The sequence below is a fragment of the Shewanella woodyi ATCC 51908 genome (genome assembly GCF_000019525.1).
GTDB classification, from domain to species: Bacteria; Pseudomonadota; Gammaproteobacteria; order Enterobacterales; family Shewanellaceae; genus Shewanella; species Shewanella woodyi.
On sequence record NC_010506.1, the window covers coordinates 837,873 to 857,097 of the forward strand.

The following is a 19,225-nucleotide window of genomic DNA, read 5'->3' on the forward strand; positions in this document are numbered from 1 at the left end:
CATGAAAAAACAACTGACGACTATTCTACTTATTTTAAGCATTAGCTGGTTAGCCGCTCTTTCAGGAGCTAGCGCCGCTGAATATGATGAGAGAGGAGGAAGCAGGGGAGATAATCATTTCCAATTAATTTACTCAGATGGAAGTGGTGAGCATGCCGGAGTAACTTATGAGAGTTTAGTGCCACATATATAAGTGGCCTTCTATATGTCGTTGGACTGGAGCTGTACTCGATTGCTGAACAATATATGGATTACATTATCGTCTCTATATGGTTTATGCTCCTGCACTATGGTCAAAATGCAATGACAAGTTTAATGGGTAGCAAAGCGTGAAAGTATTAGTGACGGGGACGGCTGGTAGAGTGGGACGGGCTATCTATATTCACCTGATGAAAAGCCATGAGGTGGTAGGAGTCGATAAAACGCCATGTTCGACGGTGAATTATGTGGGAGATATTCGCGATTCAGCCCTGATGAATACTGCATTAAATGGGGTTGAGGCGATCATACATACGGCGGCCCTGCATGCGCCTCACGTAGGTTTATGCTCAGAAGGTGAGTTTGCCGAGATAAACATTAATGCCACCGAACAACTTGCCTTATTAGGACTACAAAGGGGCGTGAAACATTTTATCTTTACCAGTACCACGGCTCTCTATGGTTATGCCTCAACGCCTGAAGGAGTCGCAGGCTGGGTTGATGAAACTGTGCAGCCACAGCCTAAGAGCGTTTACCATAAGTCTAAAATAATGGCGGAAAGCATGCTTGAAAATATATCTAAGCAGTTTGCTTTGCCAATCACAGTGCTTCAGATGTCACGCTGCTTCCCTGAATCAGCCGACTTTATGTCGGTATACCGCCTAACTCGGGGGATCGATGTTCGCGATGTGGCCCTTGCTCATGCTTGCGCGCTAGATAAGCGACTTCAAGGGTTTAGGCGTTATATTATTTCGGGTAAGACGCCCTTTGTAAGGGAAGATTGCGAACAGTTACCTCTTCATGCTGCAGGTCTTATTCAAGCCCATATTCCAGAGCTTGCACAGGAGTTTGCCAACAGGGGCTGGCAGTTGCCCCAAGGATTAGATCGCGTCTACGATTCATCGCTAGCACAGCGTGAGCTAGGCTGGCAGCCTAAGCATAGTTTTGAGAGTGTGTTGAGCATGTTAGACAGTGAGAGTTCAGAGGTTCTACCGGTTTTGGGTCAAGCTTCGAATGAAGCTTGATTACATTTTCTTATTTAGCTTTTGGCTGAGTGGGTATTGGGTTGATTGCTGAAGCTTGTACCTTCATTGTTATCTATCGCCTCCAGCGGGGGGGAATGTGTAGCTACTTCTGCGAGACGCTGGCTCTTGATTTCAAAAGAGTCTTCCAATGTAAGCTCGACGACAGCATCTGACCCACAAGGATGTGGGAAATGCCGGAAAATGTAGGGAACATTTCTGGCCATGCTGTCAACGGCCACAGCTGCAACTACACCTGTTCATGAGTCTCTTCGATTTGGCTTTACTTGGTAAGGTTTCGTAAATCATTTCTGCCCCATTATCAGTTATGCCTCACGAAAATTAATAATGGGGTGTTCTAACTTTTCCATAGATTTACTAATGAGTAGAAAAGGCAAGAGTTGATCTCTATGGATTCTTCGTCTCAAGCACCTAATTGATCAACAACGCATACTAATACCAAGGTAACTGCAAGCTTCACTGTTAACTTTTTGATCAAGTGTAATAAATTACTCAGGAATATGATTATCTTCTATTGGCCAAGGTTTACTCTCGCCAAAAATAGTCTCAATGCCTTCCTTGATCTCCGAGATATCATCCAAATACAGTACTCTAAGATTTTTTATCGCTCGCGAAGAGGCAACATAGAGTAAATTTTGGGTATTAATATGTTTTTCTTCCACTTCGCGGTCAGAAAGTAAGCGCTTTTTTTCTTCCTCATTTTGTTGTATTACATTAAAGTAATTTTTAAATTTATCTTTATTTATCTTACCAAAACTATGCTCTAGGATGATGGCGACATTCTTGTACTCTTCACCCTTAGTGCCATGATAGGTATGGTAGCTAATATCATCGGCTTCGATACCATAAATAAAGTTTGCCCAGTTCATTAAGGATGTGATTGGCAACTCTAAAATGCTATCATTTTTTTCTTTGGCCTTATCTTCATCCTCCGAATCCTCATTCATTAGAATATTAATGCTGTCTAACAATGATGAGCGAAATACATCAGCAGAAATTACATCGCCCTCAAAATGATTAACCCTATTAATCAGTACCTTACCTAGAACTTCTTTAGCATTACTATTATCAAGTCGATCAATAATTAAGTCGACCCAATTTTTTAATGATGCAACTTCTGTATTTCCTAATTCACGGATAATCAAGCTTGCCTTGGAAAATGCCATATTTCTACTCGACGTTCCAAAAACATCATAGTACGAAACCTTTCCTTGTAGTATATCTTGGTAAAGCTTAATAAGGTGAAAAATGGCTAAAACCGTTGGATGTAGCTTTTCTAATTGTTGAGATAACACTTGGGTATTTAGATTGTCATAATAGATAGCTGATTTTTGAAACACTTCATAAACATCACCAAACCCATTAAAGTTTGCCATTAGTTTGTTTGTTAATACTAAGCAATGAATTTTAGTATCTTCAGGAGATATATCTCCTGATTCTCCATTGTGTGTGACAAGTTCATTTTTATACTCAACTAGGAATTGTTGAGCTGTAGTAAGTTTGTCCTCTGAATTATTGTAGTAAAAGCGTACTGAACCAGTATTTCGTTCCTCAAAGATAGGTACTTGAACTATTTGATCAGCACGAATGTTATTGGCGACATCAATAATTTGCTGGTGTGAACGTCTATTAAATATCTTATCGACATTAACCAAGCCATCATGAAGACCTTCAATCTTTCGACCAACCCCATCATCATAAATGCTCTGCGCAGTATCACCAAAATAGCCTACCACCCAGTCTTTATTGTTTTCTATTGCGTAGTCATGAATAGTTTTGACAAATTTAACTACGTTGCTATGTGTATCCTGATATTCATCAATAAAGAAATAAGGGTAGCTATCAATAATAATGCGGCAAAGGGTAGGGTAAGTTTCAACTAGCTTTAACCCATACTCTAGTAGGGTATCATGGCTGAACTTCATGTAGTGAAGCCTGTCAGAATTTACCTTGCTGTCATATTCAACACGCTTTATCTCTCCAGTATCGATTCTTTCTAAGCAAACTTTAAGCCTTTGCTTTTTGTATAATAGACCAACGACAAATTTGAAGTTCCTTACATTTCTTAAGCAATTATCTAGAAATTCTGGTTTATTAATCTCAGTATTATAAGCGTGTCTGAAAGGAGCTGCGTTTAGTTTTTTAGATTGATAGAACAGATCTTTAGTCTGTATAGCAAACTCCAAAAACTCTTGTTGTTCTGGCTGTTCGAGGTCATTAAAGAATTGGGCTTTGGGGGAGCCTAACAGGTCTTGTTTATTTTTCTCTATAACCTCTTCTATTTTCTCCTTATGACATATCAAAAGCTGAGGCTGAGCCCTTTTGATTATCTTCCATATCCTTTCATGAATTGTTGAAACTTTTACCGCATCTGAGTTACCTAGTCGGCTCTTTATCTCATTCACCGCAACATTGGTATAGGTGATACAAGCCACTTTTTGTGGGCTTTTGGTGGCTGCTATTTTATTGATAGTGACGTATTTTAGCGTTTCTATCAGTGCATAGGTTTTACCTGCACCCGCACCAGCGTTGAAACGAAAGCTATTAAAATCATCGATGTGTTTATGGATGCTTTTCTGAATATCGAGTTCAGCTATCTCATTGGACGTCATCAGATGTAACCCCCGTACTTTCAACTTCCACATCAACCGCCGTTTCAACTCTACTTAATGAAGGCATGTCATTGGTTTTCAGTTTAGTCACAAGCCAATTTAAGCCATCTTCTAGGTAGTTTGGTAATTGTGGCAAAACCTCTCCTTTTTCTGCTGAAAGTAGGCTAAATATTAGTTCATTAGAGAACGTGCTCTTACTGTCTGAAAGTTTTTTCTGTAGCTTATACGAGTGATTAATAAAGTTCCTTAGTGATTTTTTTCCACCGCCATTTAAAATCCCCTCATATATCTTAGGTTTACAGCTTTTAATCACATCGTTAATAATTTTATTTTGGTAGTTAGTTAAAATTAACGCTTCTTCTAAGCTAGTCGCGTGTTGCCCCTTAATAAGATCTTTTTGGAATACGACATAAAGATTATCATCCTCAAAGAACTCTATATTACTAATCTTATTTGCAACTTCTTTAGACTTACCTTTTAATGTACGATTAAAATCAATAAGAGTTGTATTAGTAGTTATGCGGCTAACAAGGCTCTTGATTTGAAGATAGCGAGGAGGTGTTCCTGCAACGTAAGGGGTGGCTTCACCATCTTTAGGTTGCTGGCCACATGCCTCACACGATTCATCTTTTTTATGCTTTTCACCCTTCTCACACTTTTCACGCTTGATATCCAAATCGGTAACAATCAAGCTAGGGACACTAAGCTTTTTCGCCAGCGGAAGATACAATTTACCGTGAGCACCATTAATGTTAAAAACTGAGATATAGTATTCGCTAAGGCTTTGGTGATTTTCCAAATAGTAATTTAACAAGGTTTCTTCTGTGATACCCTCAACAAAGATAACAGCATCAGAAAAGAACAATTCTGAGACTTTGTACTTTATGTGCTTTTTAATGAAATTGAGCTTTTTATTCGCATCACTATCATCACTAGAAACTACGGCCTCATCTGTGAGGTTTATGGCTTTAGTACATTTGTTTATTGAGGTTAAATAGTTAATGCTATTGAAGGTATTACTGCTGTGAATCTTACTATTGACGATATGAGAAGAGTGAGTCGTAATTGCTATCTGACACTGTAGTGTTTTTGGATCTTGTGAAGACGCATTTGCGATCTCCACTGCTTTTTTTACTGCATTATCAATACGCTTAATGAAGAACTCTTGCATCTGAGGGTGCATAAACGCCTCTGGTTCTTCAATAAAGAGTAGATTAATGCGGCTTAGATGACTGTTCTCTTCATAGCTATCAACAAAATGGATAATTTCACCAATAATGTTTAGCAGGTTGATATAGCCTAAGCCAAATTGGTCTTCTGGAATAAAGTCAGCGTCATCCATGAAGTTATATTTGATCAGCCCTTTCATGATGGCTTCGTAAGTAACGTTACCAGATAGATTCAGATTAACCTTGTTTGTACTTTCTACCTTCCCCAAGACTTGAGATATATCAGTACTTTTAGCACCTACATTGTCAGATATCTTTTTATTTATTGACTCTATGCTTGCTTCTAAACTAGAACGAGAGCTAACGTCATTAGCGAACTGAAAGGCAACGATTTTGTTAAAGACATCGCTTAGTACACCTTCTTTAAGATGACGGTTAGCTTTAATTTCTTTAATATTTATCAGTTTTTTTAGGGAAAATTTCTCTGTTGCATCACCTAGAAGATCCATAAACACGATTTGATAAAGATTACCCTCTGTTTGAATAACGCTACTTTCTTTTGAAAGCAGTGCGTAAAATTTTTCAAACCTTTGGTTGCTCTCTAGCTCTTGCCCCTCTGAACCAGTAGCTTTAAAGATTTTGCTAGCTTCCTCTTTAAATGCAGATTCTTCTGCAAGCGCCACTTTAACCACGATGTACACGCTAACTGGTTTCCCATTACCTTCTTCACTAATTGGGATAAAAGGTGCAAGGTGAGTCATCAAATCTTCATCATTGAAGTCCACTTTAACCCTCAAGCCGAACTCTAAATTAGGTGTTGCTAAAGATTTAAATTTTGTAAGTTGATCCGCTTCAAAATCTTGTTTGTACTGATTGAACAACTCATTTAAGTAGGAGAGGTTAAAGTCTGATGCTGAGGGTTGTTCATTATTGCATAGCATCTTTAATGCATTGACGACTGTAGTTTTACCAGCGTTATTCTTACCTATGATTAAGGTTGTTGAAGGAGCAATCACTGATGACTCTGGCTGATCTTCTTCAACACTCATATCGACAACTTCAGGCTTAACGAAGCATACCGTATTGTCTGTATCACGAAATTTTCTGTAATTTTTTATGGTTAGACTCTCTAAATACATGAATTTCTCTTTTCTATATTATTTTTAAGCCGTTTACTTAGTTAATTCACTGTAACATACTAACTATATTGGATATTTGATTAAAGTCATAGACACACTTTAAAAGCACTTTAACCTTCAGGATGGAGTTTGCTTATATACCGGAGGTTGACTTATCAACGGAACAAAGGGACTTATAACTTGCGTTTTCTACTGAAGAGTAGGCTTAGTTTTGCTAATCCTGTACTGGTGTTCTAGAGCAGGAAATCTAGCTCATTTATGTCCAAAAATGAGTCACAACCCAAAACCTCAATCGAAGAGGTAAACGTTCAGGTGTAGATGCGGCAGTGAGCTTCGATGACATGGATGTCATCGTAGAGACTACAGGGATTGTACTCGTGTCGTCTCACTGAAGTATCTGCACGGAAGCATGCTGCAGGCAATAAACATCAGCTTAGCTATGGTATTCAGCAAACCAGCCAAACACTAAACCTGCCCGATGAACCCAATCCAAAAAGATACTTGAAGCTTGCTATCAGGCAAGCGCAAACCTTCTTGTTGGAAACAACAAAAAGGCTTGAATGCCTGTAACCTTGCCTAATGTCTCAGGCTTGAGACCTGTTTCCACTGTCGACGTCCCATCTCCAATATCACCCCAACAGCGAGTCCTGCTGCGGTGTTGACGACTAGGCAGATGGCAGCGGTGGAAAGGATGACGAAGATACAGAAAGGTTTTCCGTCGATTAATCGCTTTGACCAAGCCAGTTGGGTACCAGCAATGGCAAGCATGCTGCCAAGTATCGCTAGCGGGATAAGGGATAACATGGTGGCGATACCATCTCCCCAGCTAAAGGCGATAAGCAGACAAGCTGTACCGAAGATAGTTGGAGCTATCCAGGTTCTGGCACCAAAGTGATGTTGCACCGCAAGACCACCCGCACCGTGGCACATGGCGGTGGCGCCAAAAGGAGCCAGTAATAGGTTGGCAAGTCCTGAGCTGGTGGCTAGTCGTTTAGGTGTGAAGTTCTCCTTACCATTGACCTTATCTGCTGGAAACTTATCTTTTGCCATCGCAGAGATGGCGATCACCGCATTGGTTAAGGTCAGTGCCAGTTGCGGCAGAACTAAAAGACCCGCCGCCGAGGTCCACTCATCGAGACTTGGCCAACTGGGTTGCCAGCTTGTGTGACCGGTAAGATCGAAGCTAGGGGCAATGCCGCTGTTCATCTGCCAGATAATGCCAAGGGCGAGCACGAGTGGCATAGCTAGATACCTAAGAGGCATAAACTTACTGGCAAAGAGGGCGATAAAAGCGCTTATGCCAATAAGCCAAGTTTCACTCATCATCTGGCCACCCATCCAGATTAACTGGAGACCGATGGCGAGTTGAATGCCGATACTTACTGCTGGTGAGAGCTGCTTTGCCATCCAAGTTATCGCGCCGCTATAGGCGAGTAGGAGTAAGATAGCTCCCATCATCATGCCGCTCGCTTGTAGCATGCCTGGGGTGAGGCCTTGGGCGATAACTAAGGCTGCGATCACTTTCATCGGCTGCACGGGGATCGGGCGTCGATAATAGAAGGCGGTAAAGAGCGCAAACAGGCCGAAACCTAAGAAGATCCCTTGAGGAGAAAAGTGGTTTAAGGCAATAAGACCTAAAACTAGCGGTAAAAAAGTACCAAGATCGGCGAAGGCTCCACTGAGTTCACCTGAGAGTTGATCACATCTACTAAAAAATGTGCTTTTGCATGTCATATAGCTTGCCGTGGGAAAAGATTAGCTCTGTTATTACAAGTTTGGTGCCAATATTTGAGGGCGAAATACTTAGCTTGAGGGAGCTATTTACCGCTATTTTAACAAGCGGCTAGACAAGTTGGCTAATTGGCAGGTTTTTGTGCGGCAAAATGTAACTTATTAGTGGGAGCAATATTAGAGGGGGCTTGATTGAGCGCCCCTCTGATAGTCACAATTACGGCTGTTGGCGAGTCGCAGCCAGTACAATTTCACGTACGCAGACACTTTGTGGTTGCTCGAAGGCAAAGAGTGCGGCTTCGGCAATCGTCTCTGGTGCGATAACGCCACCCATCTCCTCTTTCCAGTCGGCGTAACCTGCTTTAATTTCATCGCTAGTTGTGTGGCTAAGTAGCTCAGTTTCTACCGCACCAGGTGCGATAGTGATTAGACGTACGTCATCCATAGCAACCTCTTCACGGATGTTTTCTGTCAGTGCATGTACCGCAAATTTAGTTGCGCAGTATGCCGCATGATTTGGGAAGGTTTTGCGTCCTGCAATTGAGCTAACGTTGATAATGGTACCTGTTTTACGTGCTTTCATATCAGCAAGTACAGCGTGAATACCATTGAGTACGCCCATCACATTGATGTTAAGCATGCGTGTCCACTCGGCTGGATCTTGTGTATCGGCTTGACCAAGTAACATGACACCTGCGTTATTGATTAATCCGCCAACGGGACCAAACTGCTCAACAGCCATTGCGATAGCGTCTTTAATAGCTTCACCATCGGTCACATCAACACTGATGCAGAGAGTATTTTCAAGTGCTAGAGCTTGCATAGGTTCAACACGGCGAGCCAGTAAAAGAAGAGGGTGACCCTTAGCGCTAAATGCTTTGGCCATCGCAGCGCCAATACCAGAAGATGCACCTGTAATTACGATTAGTTCTTTCATCGGTTTTTCCTTTCGTCAGTCTATTTACTGAGCTGAATAAGATAGTTGTTTTGTATCAATTACGGTCATTATAGTGATGAGTTTATTGTTGATATATAATATATAGCGAACATCATTGTTTACATATAAGCTCTAATAGATGGTGGTCCCTAGTTTAAAATAGGAGTGTTTAAAATAGGCAGAGTTAATAACAAGTGAGTGTGTAATGAATAAAGATTTGAACCTAGCAGATATCCGCGCTTTTACTGTGATTGCAGAGCAGGGAAGTTTTACTCAAGCAGCAGAGGTGCTTGGCTGCTCCCGCTCACATCTGTCGAAACAGTTACTGCAACTTGAAAACTTGCTTGGGGTGAGCCTTATTACCCGCACAACCCGTGCACAAAGGCTAACGGAGCAAGGGCGGTTCTTTTTTGATTCCTGTCAGGCGGCATTAGAGAGTATTGACCAAGCGGTTGCAGTAACAGTAGATAATGCTCAGCGCTTGCAAGGGCATATTAATATTAACTGTGTTGGCGGGATTATCGGTGAAGAGATTGTGACTGCGCTAGTGAATGATTTTATCTCACAATACCCAGATATCAGTGTGCATCTGGATTTCAGCAGCCCAAGGGTTGATCTGGTGGTGGATGAGTTCGATCTGGTGTTTCGAATGGGAGAGCTTGAGGACTCGGCGATTGTGGCGCGTAAGCTGATGAGCATAGAGAATATGACGATGGCATCACCTCAGTACCTTGCGGCTCATGGATATCCAAATCATCCAAAAGATCTAAAAGAACACCTTTGTATCACTGGCTCAATCGATCACTGGTTATTTGAAAAGAGAGACGATGCTAAGAGTAAAGTTGAGGTGGCGATTAAGGGGGGGTTTAAGTGCAAAAATGGGCGTGTGATGAAAAGTGCGGCGTTAGCTGATAATGGCATCGTGAGATTACCCAGGCTGTACTGCCCTAATGAGCTTGCCAAAGGGGAGCTTGTTTCTGTTTTTGAAGATTGGCGAGTGGCAGATACGCCATTTTACCTGCTTTATTGTAAAGATAGATTTCAGCCTGCCAGACTAAGGGCATTTATATCCTTCACAATGAAAAATTTTATGAAATATGTCACTGACGTAAAGCGAATATAATACTGACTTATACAAACAAACTATTATTTAACAGTTTTAGCACTAAATAGATTAATGTTGTTACATCTTTGGTTTTTAGTATAAATAATAAACCTAGTTAAGCTGATTGTATTTAATGGATATAACATTGTATTTAAATAGTTGTCTTTAAAGTTTAAACATATTATTAACCTTTCAAGGTTTATGCTTAATTAGTGCCACATTAAATGTATCTCAATTGATACAATATGACACAAATGTCTGGTTGTGTAGTTAATGTTTACGCAGTTATGCTTCGCGACAATATAATATATTGCCATATGTTATTTGCGACTTGAGAATGTTCGCCTAAATCAGCCTTTGCCTACTTAATATTTTGCTATAGTTCTGATTTGATACATTTTTACACAAAATTACTGGCATGGAAGTTAACAGTAAAACCACGACTTCAAAAACATAATGATTAGTCATGAAAATTCAATTCGAGAGCCTTAGTGCCTTTATCGCAGCAGCCGATACAGGTTCCTTTAGTGCAGCAGGTCGAAAGTTAAAAAAGTCTCAGGCTGCCATTAGCTTAGCGATTCAAAATCTAGAAATAGATCTAGGTTTCACCTTGTTTGACAGGGATGGAAAGTACCCGAAATTGACTCAGCAAGGTGAGCTGGTGTTGAAGGACGCGAGAGAGCTGATGTCTCAGTACAGTGCTTTTATTGAGCGTTCTAAATCGATCTCGAGTGTAGAGCAAGTTAAGCTGCGTATTGGTATAGATCCGCTAGTTTGTTGTCATAAAATAAATGAAATAATTCAAGATTTTTCAATGGCTTTCCCCTTGGTTGAACTCAAGATTGTTCAGCAAAGTAGCGAGTCGTTAGCACAGAAATTAACCGATAAAACTTTAGATTTTGCTCTTGGGGTTTTCAGTCGTGATGTGAAAAATAATTTTGAGCATGTCTCTGCATTTCAGCTCAACGGCAGCTGGGTGGTGTCTCCAACTTACGTGGAAGACAATCAGCTAAGACTCGATAATGGTGTCGTGAATATTGAAAAAACTGTTTTTAATCAATCTCGTATCTTACTACCTTCAGAAACGCCTTTGACAGACATTGATGAGGTAAGCCTGACAAAGCAGATCTGGTATGTCGAGGATATTCATACCTTGCTGTCGTTTTGTCGTAACGGGCTTGGGATCGCCTACCTGCCTAATTTCGTTGTTGGCCATGATCTGGAAAGGGGCAGTTTAAATAAGCTTATGTTGGATTCAGAGCAGACGGGAAATAACAGCTGTAGAGCATCACTTATCTACCTTCTCGGTTATCAAAAATCTTCAGCTGTAGACTGGTTAACTCGAAACTTTTTAAAATTTAAGCTATGCGATCCTGATTGAAATGTTATTTAAGTCTATTTTAACTTTGAATTAATGATCTATAAATTTATCTCATAGGTCCTATTTTTATTTTAATTTTTACTGCGACTACAATCCGCTCGTTGAAAATTCAGCCTGCTGAATATTACTGTAAATTAAATAGAATAGGATCTCTTATGAATAAGTTTTACTGCAATACAATGGCTTTTCTTGCTACTTACAAAAAAGATGAGCGCGGCGTAACAGCGATTGAATATGGCTTGATCGGTGTCGCAATGGCCGTGGCTTTGACTGCCGCTTTCGCTTCTGACGGTAACTTGATGACTGCATTAAATACAGCATTTACCAAAATCACTGATAGTTTAACCAAGATCACAGCTGGCTAAATGATGTAGAAACACATCTATCATGTTGGCGATTGCTTCCCTGTTACTCGTTTTAGTTATCTGTTGCTTAACTGACATATGCAAACGACGTATTTCAAATATTGGGTGTTTCGCCACATTGATCATTTGTGTTTGGCTGGCCGCTAGTCAACAGCTGTTAATTGAAGGCTTTCTAACAGGCTCTTTAATCTTTGCGCTGAGTCTAGTGCTTTTCAGATTTCGGTGGCTTGCCGCCGGAGATGGAAAGTTAGCCAGTGCCCTTGCGGTTGCTTTACCACTATCGCAGCTACCTGTGGCACTGATGCTCACCTTGATATGTGGTGGCGTGCTAGCCGTGATCTACCTGATTAAATACCGAGTGATACAAAAAATTCCCCGTGGTGAAGATCTAGGCTTGCCCTATGGCATCGCTATTTCACTGGGGTTTTACATCCCGATTTTGGCCTTCTACTTAGGCGAATTAGAGGGAGCGAGTCAAACCTCGCTTTTGGCTACCGCAGTCGTTAATCGGCTCTAATAGAACAGTTGAATAATGCTTAACTCTAAATTGATTTTCATTATCGCATTTATTGCGGTATTGACCGGCCTGTATGGTGTGGCGGATAAGTTGCTTTCCACCTCAGAGTCGGTGACTCAGCCTGTTAGCGATGATGGCATAGCGAAAACCTTCACTTTGTGGCAGACAAAATCCTCTCTGAATAAGGGGGAGCATCTGAGTCTAGCCGATCTCAAAAGAGTGCAGTTGGGCAGAGATGAGTCTTTGGCTCTGGGAGTCAATGCTGATGTCGAGTTAAACCTAGACCCTCAATCACTATTGAACTCATCAGTCGAGGCGGGGCAATACCTCTTTCCTGAACAACTTTCTCATCCAGGAGAGTCGGGGTACCTCAATCTTATTACCCGCGAAGGGATGACGCTTTATCCACTGACGGTGGCGACAAGAAATATGATCCAAGACTACATCCTGCCTGGAGATGAGATAGACATCATGACCGTGAGTTCCCCACAGCATAATTTAGCCAATGATATGAGCAGGCTGGATGATTTTATTGGTTTACGTGCATCGATGTTGATGAAGAGGGTGAGGGTGATCTCTGTGGCTGATTCAGATACTGACTCTCAATCTCAATCAAGCAAGATTAGTCCAAGCATGAAAAGCTCTGATAAATCTCAAACCCGTATTGTTATCGAGGTGGATCCAGAGGATCTTCCCCGTTTAACTTTGGCCCAGCGAACCATGCATATTGAGGTGTTCCATAGCCAAAGTTACCGCGCTAAGCCCGAGGCCGATGTGAGTGATGTGATTAACAACTATACCGGTGTGGTTGAGCTACGTGGCGCATCTGAAAACAGTGTAGGCGGAATTTTTTAACCATGAAAAGTCGAATTAATTTCTGGGCGAAAGGCCTTATTGTCAGCCTGTTTTTCTGCAGTTATGTCATGGCCAGTGACAGATTTGTCACCCTTAATGATGCCTCAAGTATTGAGCTGAAGCAGGAGATAGGCACGGTTTTTATCAGTCAGCCAGAAGTCGCCGATTATAAAATTACAGGTAACAATAAGTTAGTGATTTATGGGCGTCAATTGGGGCAGGCAAGGCTGTTTGTTTATAACAAGGCCAATGAAGTTATCTTATCTCAACTGCTTCATGTGGATATCAATCTGTCCCAAATTCGTCGCCAGTTGAAACTATTTTACCCAGATCTCGACCTAACTCTGACCTCAGTGGGCGATAAGGTAGCGGTGCGTGGCATCGTCTATAGCGAAGAGCAACGTAACGATATCTACCGTCAGGTGGCCACGTTTTTAGGTCGCGAAAAGGTTGAGCGCTTTGATGAGTCGGAGTTGGTGGAGTTTAAGGACTCCTTTACCGAAGCGAATTGGCTGGCCTATGAGCGCAATTTTATCTGGCAGGGGATCATCGAAGGGCTGAGGCTCTCTCAGACCCAGCAGGTCAATGTGAAGATCTCCGTGGCTCAGGTGACGAAAGAGTTTAATGAAACCTTAGGGGTGAGCTGGTCAACGGTTGGGCGAAGTGTTGGTGAGTTCTCTTTTCTCGATTTTAAAGCCAGCGATCTAAGCACCATTATTAATGCCCTTGGCAAGGACAGTATCGCTGAGGTTTTGGCTGAGCCTAATCTATCAGTGATGTCTGGTGAATCGGCAAGCTTTCTGGTGGGGGGCGAGATCCCTGTGATATTCAGCAACAATAATACCACCAACATTACCTATAAAGAGTTTGGTATTCGATTGGACCTGTCTGCCAAGGTGCTCAATAACGAGAAGATAAAGCTACAGATGATGCCCGAGGTGAGTGCAGTCGAAGGTTTTGTTGAAGCGGCGGGCATCAAGATCCCTCAACTTACCACTCGGCGTGCGATGACCACCATAGAGTTAGGTGATGGGGATAGCTTTCTATTAGGTGGCTTGATGAGCAGTGATGAGCTGGAAAATGTCAGCAAGATCCCACTATTAGGTGACATTCCAGTTTTTGGAGCCCTGTTTAGGCAAGCGGGAACGACTCGTAAGAAAACCGAGCTGGTGATTGTGGCCACAGTGAATCTGGTAAAACCTCTCTCTCCTACTGAGGTACGTCTACCTAAAATGACACCGACTAAGTCTTTGGCACGATTCTTCAATATCACTGCCGACTCCGATGAGAACAACAAGGTTAACGTGATTCAGATGCTTAATCAGGGAGGATTTATTCAGTGAAGAGCTTAATCACCATTAGCCTGCTAGTGCTGAGTTTATCAGGCTGTGCCGACAAAGCTTCCACTCAGATGGGCAGCGAAGCCTTGGTTTACCAAGAGCTGCACCATTTTGTTATTGAGCCGAAGAGGAGTGGTTCAAAGACTGAGGTGGACAGTGAGTTTACGCGCATTATTGCTAGTTTTCATCAGGGATTTGAACAGACAAATTGGCATTTAGGTTATCGGTATGAGTCGGATAAGCCTTGGGTTACTTCGCTCGAGATGAGCTTGCTCAATTTAGGGCTAAACCCAGCCAGAATCCATGTTGAGAAGTTGCAGTCTGGCAACAGAGTTATCGATATCCGTGTTGGCCAATACAAGCTGAAATCCCAAGAGTGTCGACGCAGCATTTTTGGTGAAATGGGCAATGATGTGGGCTGCTATGTCGACTCCATGCGGCTTAAGCAGGTGCGTGATGTGCAAACCTTAGCAGCAAAGGAGGGTTTGTAATATGTTTGATCTGGCAAAAGTGATCACTAAAAACAGTGAGCAGACTCGCGAGCAAGCAGGGCCAGCTAGCTGCTCCTTCTACTACCAATCCTCTGAGTGCCTCGAGTTGATCGAACAGGTTTTCCGTTTCGAAGGCTGGAATGTTCCCGATTGTATTAAAAGCTCAACTCCAGGTGAGCTGCAGCTCGACGCCCTTAAAGATATCGTTATTTTAGAGCTGAATAACTCCAAAAATGTGGTTAAAGATGCCCGTGAATTTGCTGCCAAACTCCCAAATCAGAAGGGGGTGATTGTAATAGGTAAAGAGGACACCATCACGACGCTACGTGAGCTCAAAGAGATGGGGATCTATTATCTATTCTGGCCACTGAATCAGGAGGAGTTAAGTGAGTTTTTGCGCCATGTTCATAATAATTTGCAGCACCTCTCTGGCGTTAATAAAAACCGTAAGGCGAAGCGTGTCGCTGTGGTGGGCACAAAAGGTGGTATAGGTAATACCATGATCACTTGCGAGCTGGCGGCGACCTTGGCGTATCAAGGGGTCGACACCATTCAGGTGGATCATCAGTATTTTAATAGTAATACCGATATTTTATTAGGCCTTAAGAAGTTTGAACGTCAAGACACCGATAACCTCTCGTTACAGTTGCGGGATATGGATGAGGTGAGCGCCAGTAACTATCTGAGCAAGGTGGATGAGCATTGGCGTCTATTAGCGTTTGGTGGTTCACAGTCGGCAGAAGCCCTCTACAGTGATAGCCAGAATATCGCTGATCTGCTGAGTCGTCAGGCTAATTTTATTATCGAAGACTTCTCCAGCTCTAATGATTTTGTCATGGATCCAGCACTGCTATCCGATCGAGTAGATCTGTTTGTGATAGTCCTTGATGCTACCGTCTCATCGGTGCGAAATGCCAGTCAGATCATTGAGAAGATTGAGCTGCATAATCTGTCTGGGACAGCGGATATTCGTATCTTAACCTTCCTAAATATTCATCGCCCTGAGGGGGGATTTCCTCTTAAAAAGGATGAGGTGGAGCGATATCTCGCTCGCCCAGTTGATGTTCAGTTGGATTACGCCGCAAATTTCTCGGCCCTGATGTTATCTGGTAAGCGCTTGCACCGTTTAGAGAAGCGCAGTGGCGCGTTTAATAAATTGGCTCAGCTTATTCAGGGCAAACAACCAGAGCTGGCGAGCTCTCCTCTGAATAGATTTAAGGCGCTGGTTAAACGATGAATAATAAAGAGATCTACTTAAGCTTTCGCGATCAGATCTTTGAAGCGCTTGATGCTCAGATGATTGCCAATATGCCGCGGGATGAGCTGTCTAGACAGATCCAAAGTGCGGTTGAGGTATTGGCGAATAATTTCAGCCAGCCCATCTCTACCGCAGTACGCACCATGACGGTAAAGAATCTGGTGGATGAACTATTGGGGCTTGGGCCGCTACAGCCGCTATTGGAAGATGACAGCATCAACGACATCATGGTCAATGGGCCAGATCAGATCTTCTATGAGCGCCACGGTAAAATTCACAGCTCAGAGGTGGTGTTTGTTAACGAAGCTCAACTACTCGAGATAGCCCAGCGCATTGCAGCAAGAGTTGGTCGCCGCGTCGATGAGTCCTCACCTATGGTCGATGCCAGACTCAGTAATGGTAGCCGAGTCAATATCGTTATCAAGCCTATCGCCATCGATGGTACGACGATCTCCATTCGTAAGTTCAGGGAGCAGAAGATTGGGCTGGAGGAGCTGGTTGGTTTTGGCTCTCTTTCGCCTGAGATGGCAAGAGTCTTGATGATCGCTGCTCGCTGCCGCTTAAATATCTTGATCTCAGGCGGGACAGGCTCAGGCAAGACAACCTTGCTTAATGCACTGTCTAACTATATTGCCGATGATGAGCGGATCATCACCATAGAGGACGCCGCTGAGTTAAACCTACAGCAGCCCCATGTGGTGAGGTTAGAAACCCGTCCAGCCAGTATTGAGAATAGTGGTCAGGTGGATCAAAGAGACTTGATCATCAACTCCCTACGGATGCGGCCAGATAGAATCATCTTAGGTGAGTGCCGTGGCGCCGAGGCGTTTGAGATGTTGCAGGCGATGAACACTGGTCACGACGGTTCCATGTCGACTTTGCATGCTAATACGCCAAGAGATGCGATCTCTCGAGTTGAGTCTATGGTGATGATGGCATCCCTTAACCAGCCTTTAGATGCCATCCGCCGCACTATCGTCGGGGCGGTCCATCTTGTGGTGCAGGTAAATCGTCAGCGAGATGGCTCACGTAAAATCACCAGTATCTCAGAGGTCGTTGGCCTTGAAGGTGAGAATGTGGTGATGGAGGAGCTATTCAAGTTTCAACCTACCGAAGGGCAGAGCATGGAAAAAGTGCTTGGTGAGTATCTCTCTCCTGGCATTATGCAGCGCTCTGTCTTGATGCAGCGTGCCGCTTATTTTGGGCTACAAGATGAGCTGATGCTGGCATTTAGAGGCCAGCAATGATCTTGTCGCTCTCCTTGATACTGCTTGGTATCGCCGCCCTGTTATGGGGGATGAGAAGCCGAGATATTAAGAGCCAGTTTTTGGTGAATAAAGTCGAGATGGCGGAGCCTGATGAGATCCGCTCTGCGGTAAAGTTGGACTCGCTGCAACACCAAGCTTGGCTAGTGAAGGTACAACTGCTGCTTCGACCTGCCATTGTTGCACTGGGTGATAAAGCTTGGCTCAAGCTGACAGGTTTTTTGCTGCTACTGAGCAGTGCTGGGGTCTATATCAATGGCTTTTTGCAGCTAGATAATGTCTGGTTACCGATTGCTCTTCCAGTATTGGGCTTTTTCTGGGGTTGGAACTATCTGATGAGAAAGCGCAAAAACGCCTTTGATGAAACCTTCCCCGATGCCCTCAATATTATGATGAGTGCGGTCTCATCTGGTGAAAGCATTATGCAGGCGATCGCCTACGTGGGGCAGTCATTGGATAATCAAATTGGGTTGGAATTTAGGGATATGGGAGAGCGTCTTAAACTGGGCGAACCACCTGAGCAGGTATTCAAACGTGCCTGCAAACGCTTTCCCTACCCGACGTTTCTGTTTTTCATCGTGACCATTCGCGCCAATATGTCCAGAGGCGGCCAGCTAAAATCTGTGATGGCTAGATTGATCCGTGTATTGATGGACGCGAGAACGTTAGATAAGAAGAAAGCGGCTATGACCTCTGAGGCACGATTGTCGGCGAAGATCGTCGCCTCACTGCCCTTCTTCTTTATGATTTTGCTGAGCTATCTCAGCCCCCAGAACCTAGATTTTGTCCTAACGGATCCATCTGGGAGGTACATTTTGTACTACGTTGTCGGAAGTGAAGCGCTGGGGATGTTTATTATCTGGTTACTTATCAGAGGTGTTCGCTAGTGTTTATTCTGGTTTTATTGGTTATCTCATCCATAGCACTATTTGTTTCTGGTTGCGCCCTCTGGTCATGTATCAGGGAGGAGTCATGATGCTGATATTAATCATGGTATTGATTGCAATCAGTGGGCTACTGGCACTTGGATTGGCGTTATGGCATCAGGAGAAACAGCGACAGTGGCATATACAGCGCTATTTGGAGACATCTCAAGAGTCAGGCCTTGAGAAGCTAAGTAAGCTAGTGGTGCGTGTAGGTCAAGAGAAGCGTGAGGAGCTTGAGCAGCAATTTATCGAAGCTGGTTTTTACGATACTCGTTTTGCTCGCTTCTACGTACCTGCCAAGATAGGACTGGCTTTGGTGATTATTCTGCTGATTGTTATCTCAGATATGACACTGTCGAATAAGGTGATGATAGGGGCTGTCGCCATGGTAATGACCTTGATAGTGCCAGATTCTATCTTAGCCATGCGCAAGAAGATGTTAGTGAAGAAAACCTCACGCCAGCTTCCTTACATGTTGGATATGATGTCCGTATGTGTTCAAACAGGGATGACGGTTGAAGCGGCGCTGGCTTACCTTGCTGAGGAGCTAAAAGCGTTCGATAAAGATCTCTGTTTTCATATTAAGAAAACCGCAGATACCTCCCGCATCACAGGATTAGAAAAAGCGCTATTAGAGCTCAGTGAGCGGATCCCAACCCCCGAAGTGCGTAGCTTTTCGTTAACTCTTATTCAAAATATTCAGTACGGCACCTCTATCGCCAATGTGTTGGCCGATTTGGCTGAAGATATGCGCCAGATGCAGGTGCTTGCTATGGAGGAGAGCATAGGTAAGTTAGCAGCGAAAATGAGTGTACCTCTCATCCTCTTCATCATGTTTCCTATCGTGGTGCTTATCTTAGCTCCCGGTTTTATGCAACTCTCAATAGGTTAAT

17 protein-coding genes are annotated in these 19,225 nt (G+C 43.1%); 13 read left to right on the forward strand and 4 right to left on the reverse strand.

Annotated elements, in window-relative coordinates; all coding sequences use genetic code 11:
- The first annotated feature begins 1 nt into the window (after position 1).
- Positions 2-193: a hypothetical protein gene (locus SWOO_RS03065; protein WP_012323238.1), complete on the forward strand. Its 192-nt coding sequence runs from the start codon at positions 2-4 to the stop codon at positions 191-193.
- A 136-nt stretch (positions 194-329) separates the two neighbouring features.
- Complete coding sequence (locus tag SWOO_RS03070) at positions 330-1,223, forward strand: NAD-dependent epimerase/dehydratase family protein (RefSeq protein WP_012323239.1); 894 nt, start codon at positions 330-332, stop codon at positions 1,221-1,223.
- 506 nt (positions 1,224-1,729) lie between these two features.
- Here the strand turns inward: SWOO_RS03070 and SWOO_RS03075 are convergent.
- From SWOO_RS03075 to SWOO_RS03090, 4 genes are all read right to left on the reverse strand, one after another.
- Complete coding sequence (locus tag SWOO_RS03075) at positions 1,730-3,853, reverse strand: UvrD-helicase domain-containing protein (RefSeq protein WP_012323240.1); 2,124 nt, start codon at positions 3,851-3,853, stop codon at positions 1,730-1,732.
- Positions 3,840-6,161, reverse strand: coding sequence for an AAA family ATPase (locus tag SWOO_RS03080; protein ID WP_012323241.1), 2,322 nt, complete (start codon positions 6,159-6,161; stop codon positions 3,840-3,842). Before SWOO_RS03080 ends, SWOO_RS03075 begins: the two co-directional genes overlap by 14 nt.
- A 576-nt stretch (positions 6,162-6,737) precedes the next feature.
- Positions 6,738-7,895 carry a putative sulfate/molybdate transporter gene (locus tag SWOO_RS03085; protein ID WP_012323242.1) on the reverse strand — a complete coding sequence of 386 codons (1,158 nt, stop codon included), beginning with the start codon at positions 7,893-7,895 and terminating at the stop codon, positions 6,738-6,740.
- A gap of 214 nt (positions 7,896-8,109) precedes the next feature.
- Positions 8,110-8,829, reverse strand: coding sequence for an SDR family oxidoreductase (locus SWOO_RS03090; RefSeq protein WP_012323243.1), 720 nt, complete (start codon positions 8,827-8,829; stop codon positions 8,110-8,112).
- Between the two features lie 205 nt (positions 8,830-9,034).
- On the opposite strand from SWOO_RS03090, the gene SWOO_RS03095 reads away from it, so the two are divergent.
- The 11 genes from SWOO_RS03095 to SWOO_RS03145 all read left to right on the forward strand — a co-directional run bounded on the left by SWOO_RS03095 (position 9,035) and on the right by SWOO_RS03145 (position 19,224).
- Complete coding sequence (locus tag SWOO_RS03095; protein WP_012323244.1) at positions 9,035-9,952, forward strand: LysR family transcriptional regulator; 918 nt, start codon at positions 9,035-9,037, stop codon at positions 9,950-9,952.
- A gap of 448 nt (positions 9,953-10,400) precedes the next feature.
- A complete protein-coding gene (locus tag SWOO_RS03100; RefSeq protein ID WP_012323245.1) occupies positions 10,401-11,315 on the forward strand; it encodes a LysR family transcriptional regulator in 915 nt (304 codons plus the stop codon).
- Between the two features lie 155 nt (positions 11,316-11,470).
- Positions 11,471-11,680 (forward strand): Flp family type IVb pilin, encoded by a 210-nt coding sequence (locus SWOO_RS03105; protein WP_012323246.1) that lies wholly within the window; start codon positions 11,471-11,473, stop codon positions 11,678-11,680.
- Positions 11,681-11,702: 22 nt separating this feature from the next.
- Positions 11,703-12,197, forward strand: a complete 495-nt coding sequence (locus SWOO_RS03110) for an A24 family peptidase (protein WP_012323247.1) — start codon at positions 11,703-11,705, stop codon at positions 12,195-12,197.
- Between the two features lie 15 nt (positions 12,198-12,212).
- Positions 12,213-13,052: an RcpC/CpaB family pilus assembly protein gene (locus tag SWOO_RS03115; RefSeq protein WP_012323248.1), complete on the forward strand. Its 840-nt coding sequence runs from the start codon at positions 12,213-12,215 to the stop codon at positions 13,050-13,052.
- Positions 13,053-13,054: 2 nt separating this feature from the next.
- A complete protein-coding gene (locus SWOO_RS03120; protein WP_012323249.1) occupies positions 13,055-14,395 on the forward strand; it encodes a type II and III secretion system protein family protein in 1,341 nt (446 codons plus the stop codon).
- A complete protein-coding gene (locus SWOO_RS03125) occupies positions 14,392-14,883 on the forward strand; it encodes a hypothetical protein (protein ID WP_012323250.1) in 492 nt (163 codons plus the stop codon). Before SWOO_RS03120 ends, SWOO_RS03125 begins: the two co-directional genes overlap by 4 nt.
- 1 nt (position 14,884) lies before the next feature.
- Positions 14,885-16,120 carry an AAA family ATPase gene (locus SWOO_RS03130; protein ID WP_012323251.1) on the forward strand — a complete coding sequence of 412 codons (1,236 nt, stop codon included), beginning with the start codon at positions 14,885-14,887 and terminating at the stop codon, positions 16,118-16,120.
- A complete protein-coding gene (locus tag SWOO_RS03135) occupies positions 16,117-17,388 on the forward strand; it encodes a CpaF family protein (protein WP_012323252.1) in 1,272 nt (423 codons plus the stop codon). Before SWOO_RS03130 ends, SWOO_RS03135 begins: the two co-directional genes overlap by 4 nt.
- Positions 17,385-18,293 (forward strand): type II secretion system F family protein, encoded by a 909-nt coding sequence (locus tag SWOO_RS03140; protein ID WP_012323253.1) that lies wholly within the window; start codon positions 17,385-17,387, stop codon positions 18,291-18,293. Before SWOO_RS03135 ends, SWOO_RS03140 begins: the two co-directional genes overlap by 4 nt.
- An 85-nt stretch (positions 18,294-18,378) precedes the next feature.
- On the forward strand, positions 18,379-19,224 hold the full coding sequence (locus SWOO_RS03145) for a type II secretion system F family protein (protein WP_012323254.1): 846 nt from the start codon (positions 18,379-18,381) through the stop codon (positions 19,222-19,224).
- Position 19,225: the final 1 nt, after the last annotated feature.

What these genes read in the sequence shown, in the direction of transcription:
- SWOO_RS03085 (WP_012323242.1), bottom strand. Translation starts at nt 7,895, where the DNA reads ATGACATGCAAAAGCACATTTTTTAGTAGATGTGATCAACTCTCAGGT.
- SWOO_RS03110 (WP_012323247.1), top strand. Translation starts at nt 11,703, where the DNA reads ATGTTGGCGATTGCTTCCCTGTTACTCGTTTTAGTTATCTGTTGCTTA.
- SWOO_RS03120 (WP_012323249.1), top strand. Translation starts at nt 13,055, where the DNA reads ATGAAAAGTCGAATTAATTTCTGGGCGAAAGGCCTTATTGTCAGCCTG.
- SWOO_RS03075 (WP_012323240.1), bottom strand. Translation starts at nt 3,853, where the DNA reads ATGACGTCCAATGAGATAGCTGAACTCGATATTCAGAAAAGCATCCAT.
- SWOO_RS03140 (WP_012323253.1), top strand. Translation starts at nt 17,385, where the DNA reads ATGATCTTGTCGCTCTCCTTGATACTGCTTGGTATCGCCGCCCTGTTA.
- SWOO_RS03130 (WP_012323251.1), top strand. Translation starts at nt 14,885, where the DNA reads ATGTTTGATCTGGCAAAAGTGATCACTAAAAACAGTGAGCAGACTCGC.
- SWOO_RS03095 (WP_012323244.1), top strand. Translation starts at nt 9,035, where the DNA reads ATGAATAAAGATTTGAACCTAGCAGATATCCGCGCTTTTACTGTGATT.
- SWOO_RS03090 (WP_012323243.1), bottom strand. Translation starts at nt 8,829, where the DNA reads ATGAAAGAACTAATCGTAATTACAGGTGCATCTTCTGGTATTGGCGCT.
- SWOO_RS03105 (WP_012323246.1), top strand. Translation starts at nt 11,471, where the DNA reads ATGAATAAGTTTTACTGCAATACAATGGCTTTTCTTGCTACTTACAAA.
- SWOO_RS03080 (WP_012323241.1), bottom strand. Translation starts at nt 6,161, where the DNA reads ATGTATTTAGAGAGTCTAACCATAAAAAATTACAGAAAATTTCGTGAT.
- SWOO_RS03065 (WP_012323238.1), top strand. Translation starts at nt 2, where the DNA reads ATGAAAAAACAACTGACGACTATTCTACTTATTTTAAGCATTAGCTGG.
- SWOO_RS03135 (WP_012323252.1), top strand. Translation starts at nt 16,117, where the DNA reads ATGAATAATAAAGAGATCTACTTAAGCTTTCGCGATCAGATCTTTGAA.
- SWOO_RS03115 (WP_012323248.1), top strand. Translation starts at nt 12,213, where the DNA reads ATGCTTAACTCTAAATTGATTTTCATTATCGCATTTATTGCGGTATTG.
- SWOO_RS03100 (WP_012323245.1), top strand. Translation starts at nt 10,401, where the DNA reads ATGAAAATTCAATTCGAGAGCCTTAGTGCCTTTATCGCAGCAGCCGAT.
- SWOO_RS03145 (WP_012323254.1), top strand. Translation starts at nt 18,379, where the DNA reads ATGATGCTGATATTAATCATGGTATTGATTGCAATCAGTGGGCTACTG.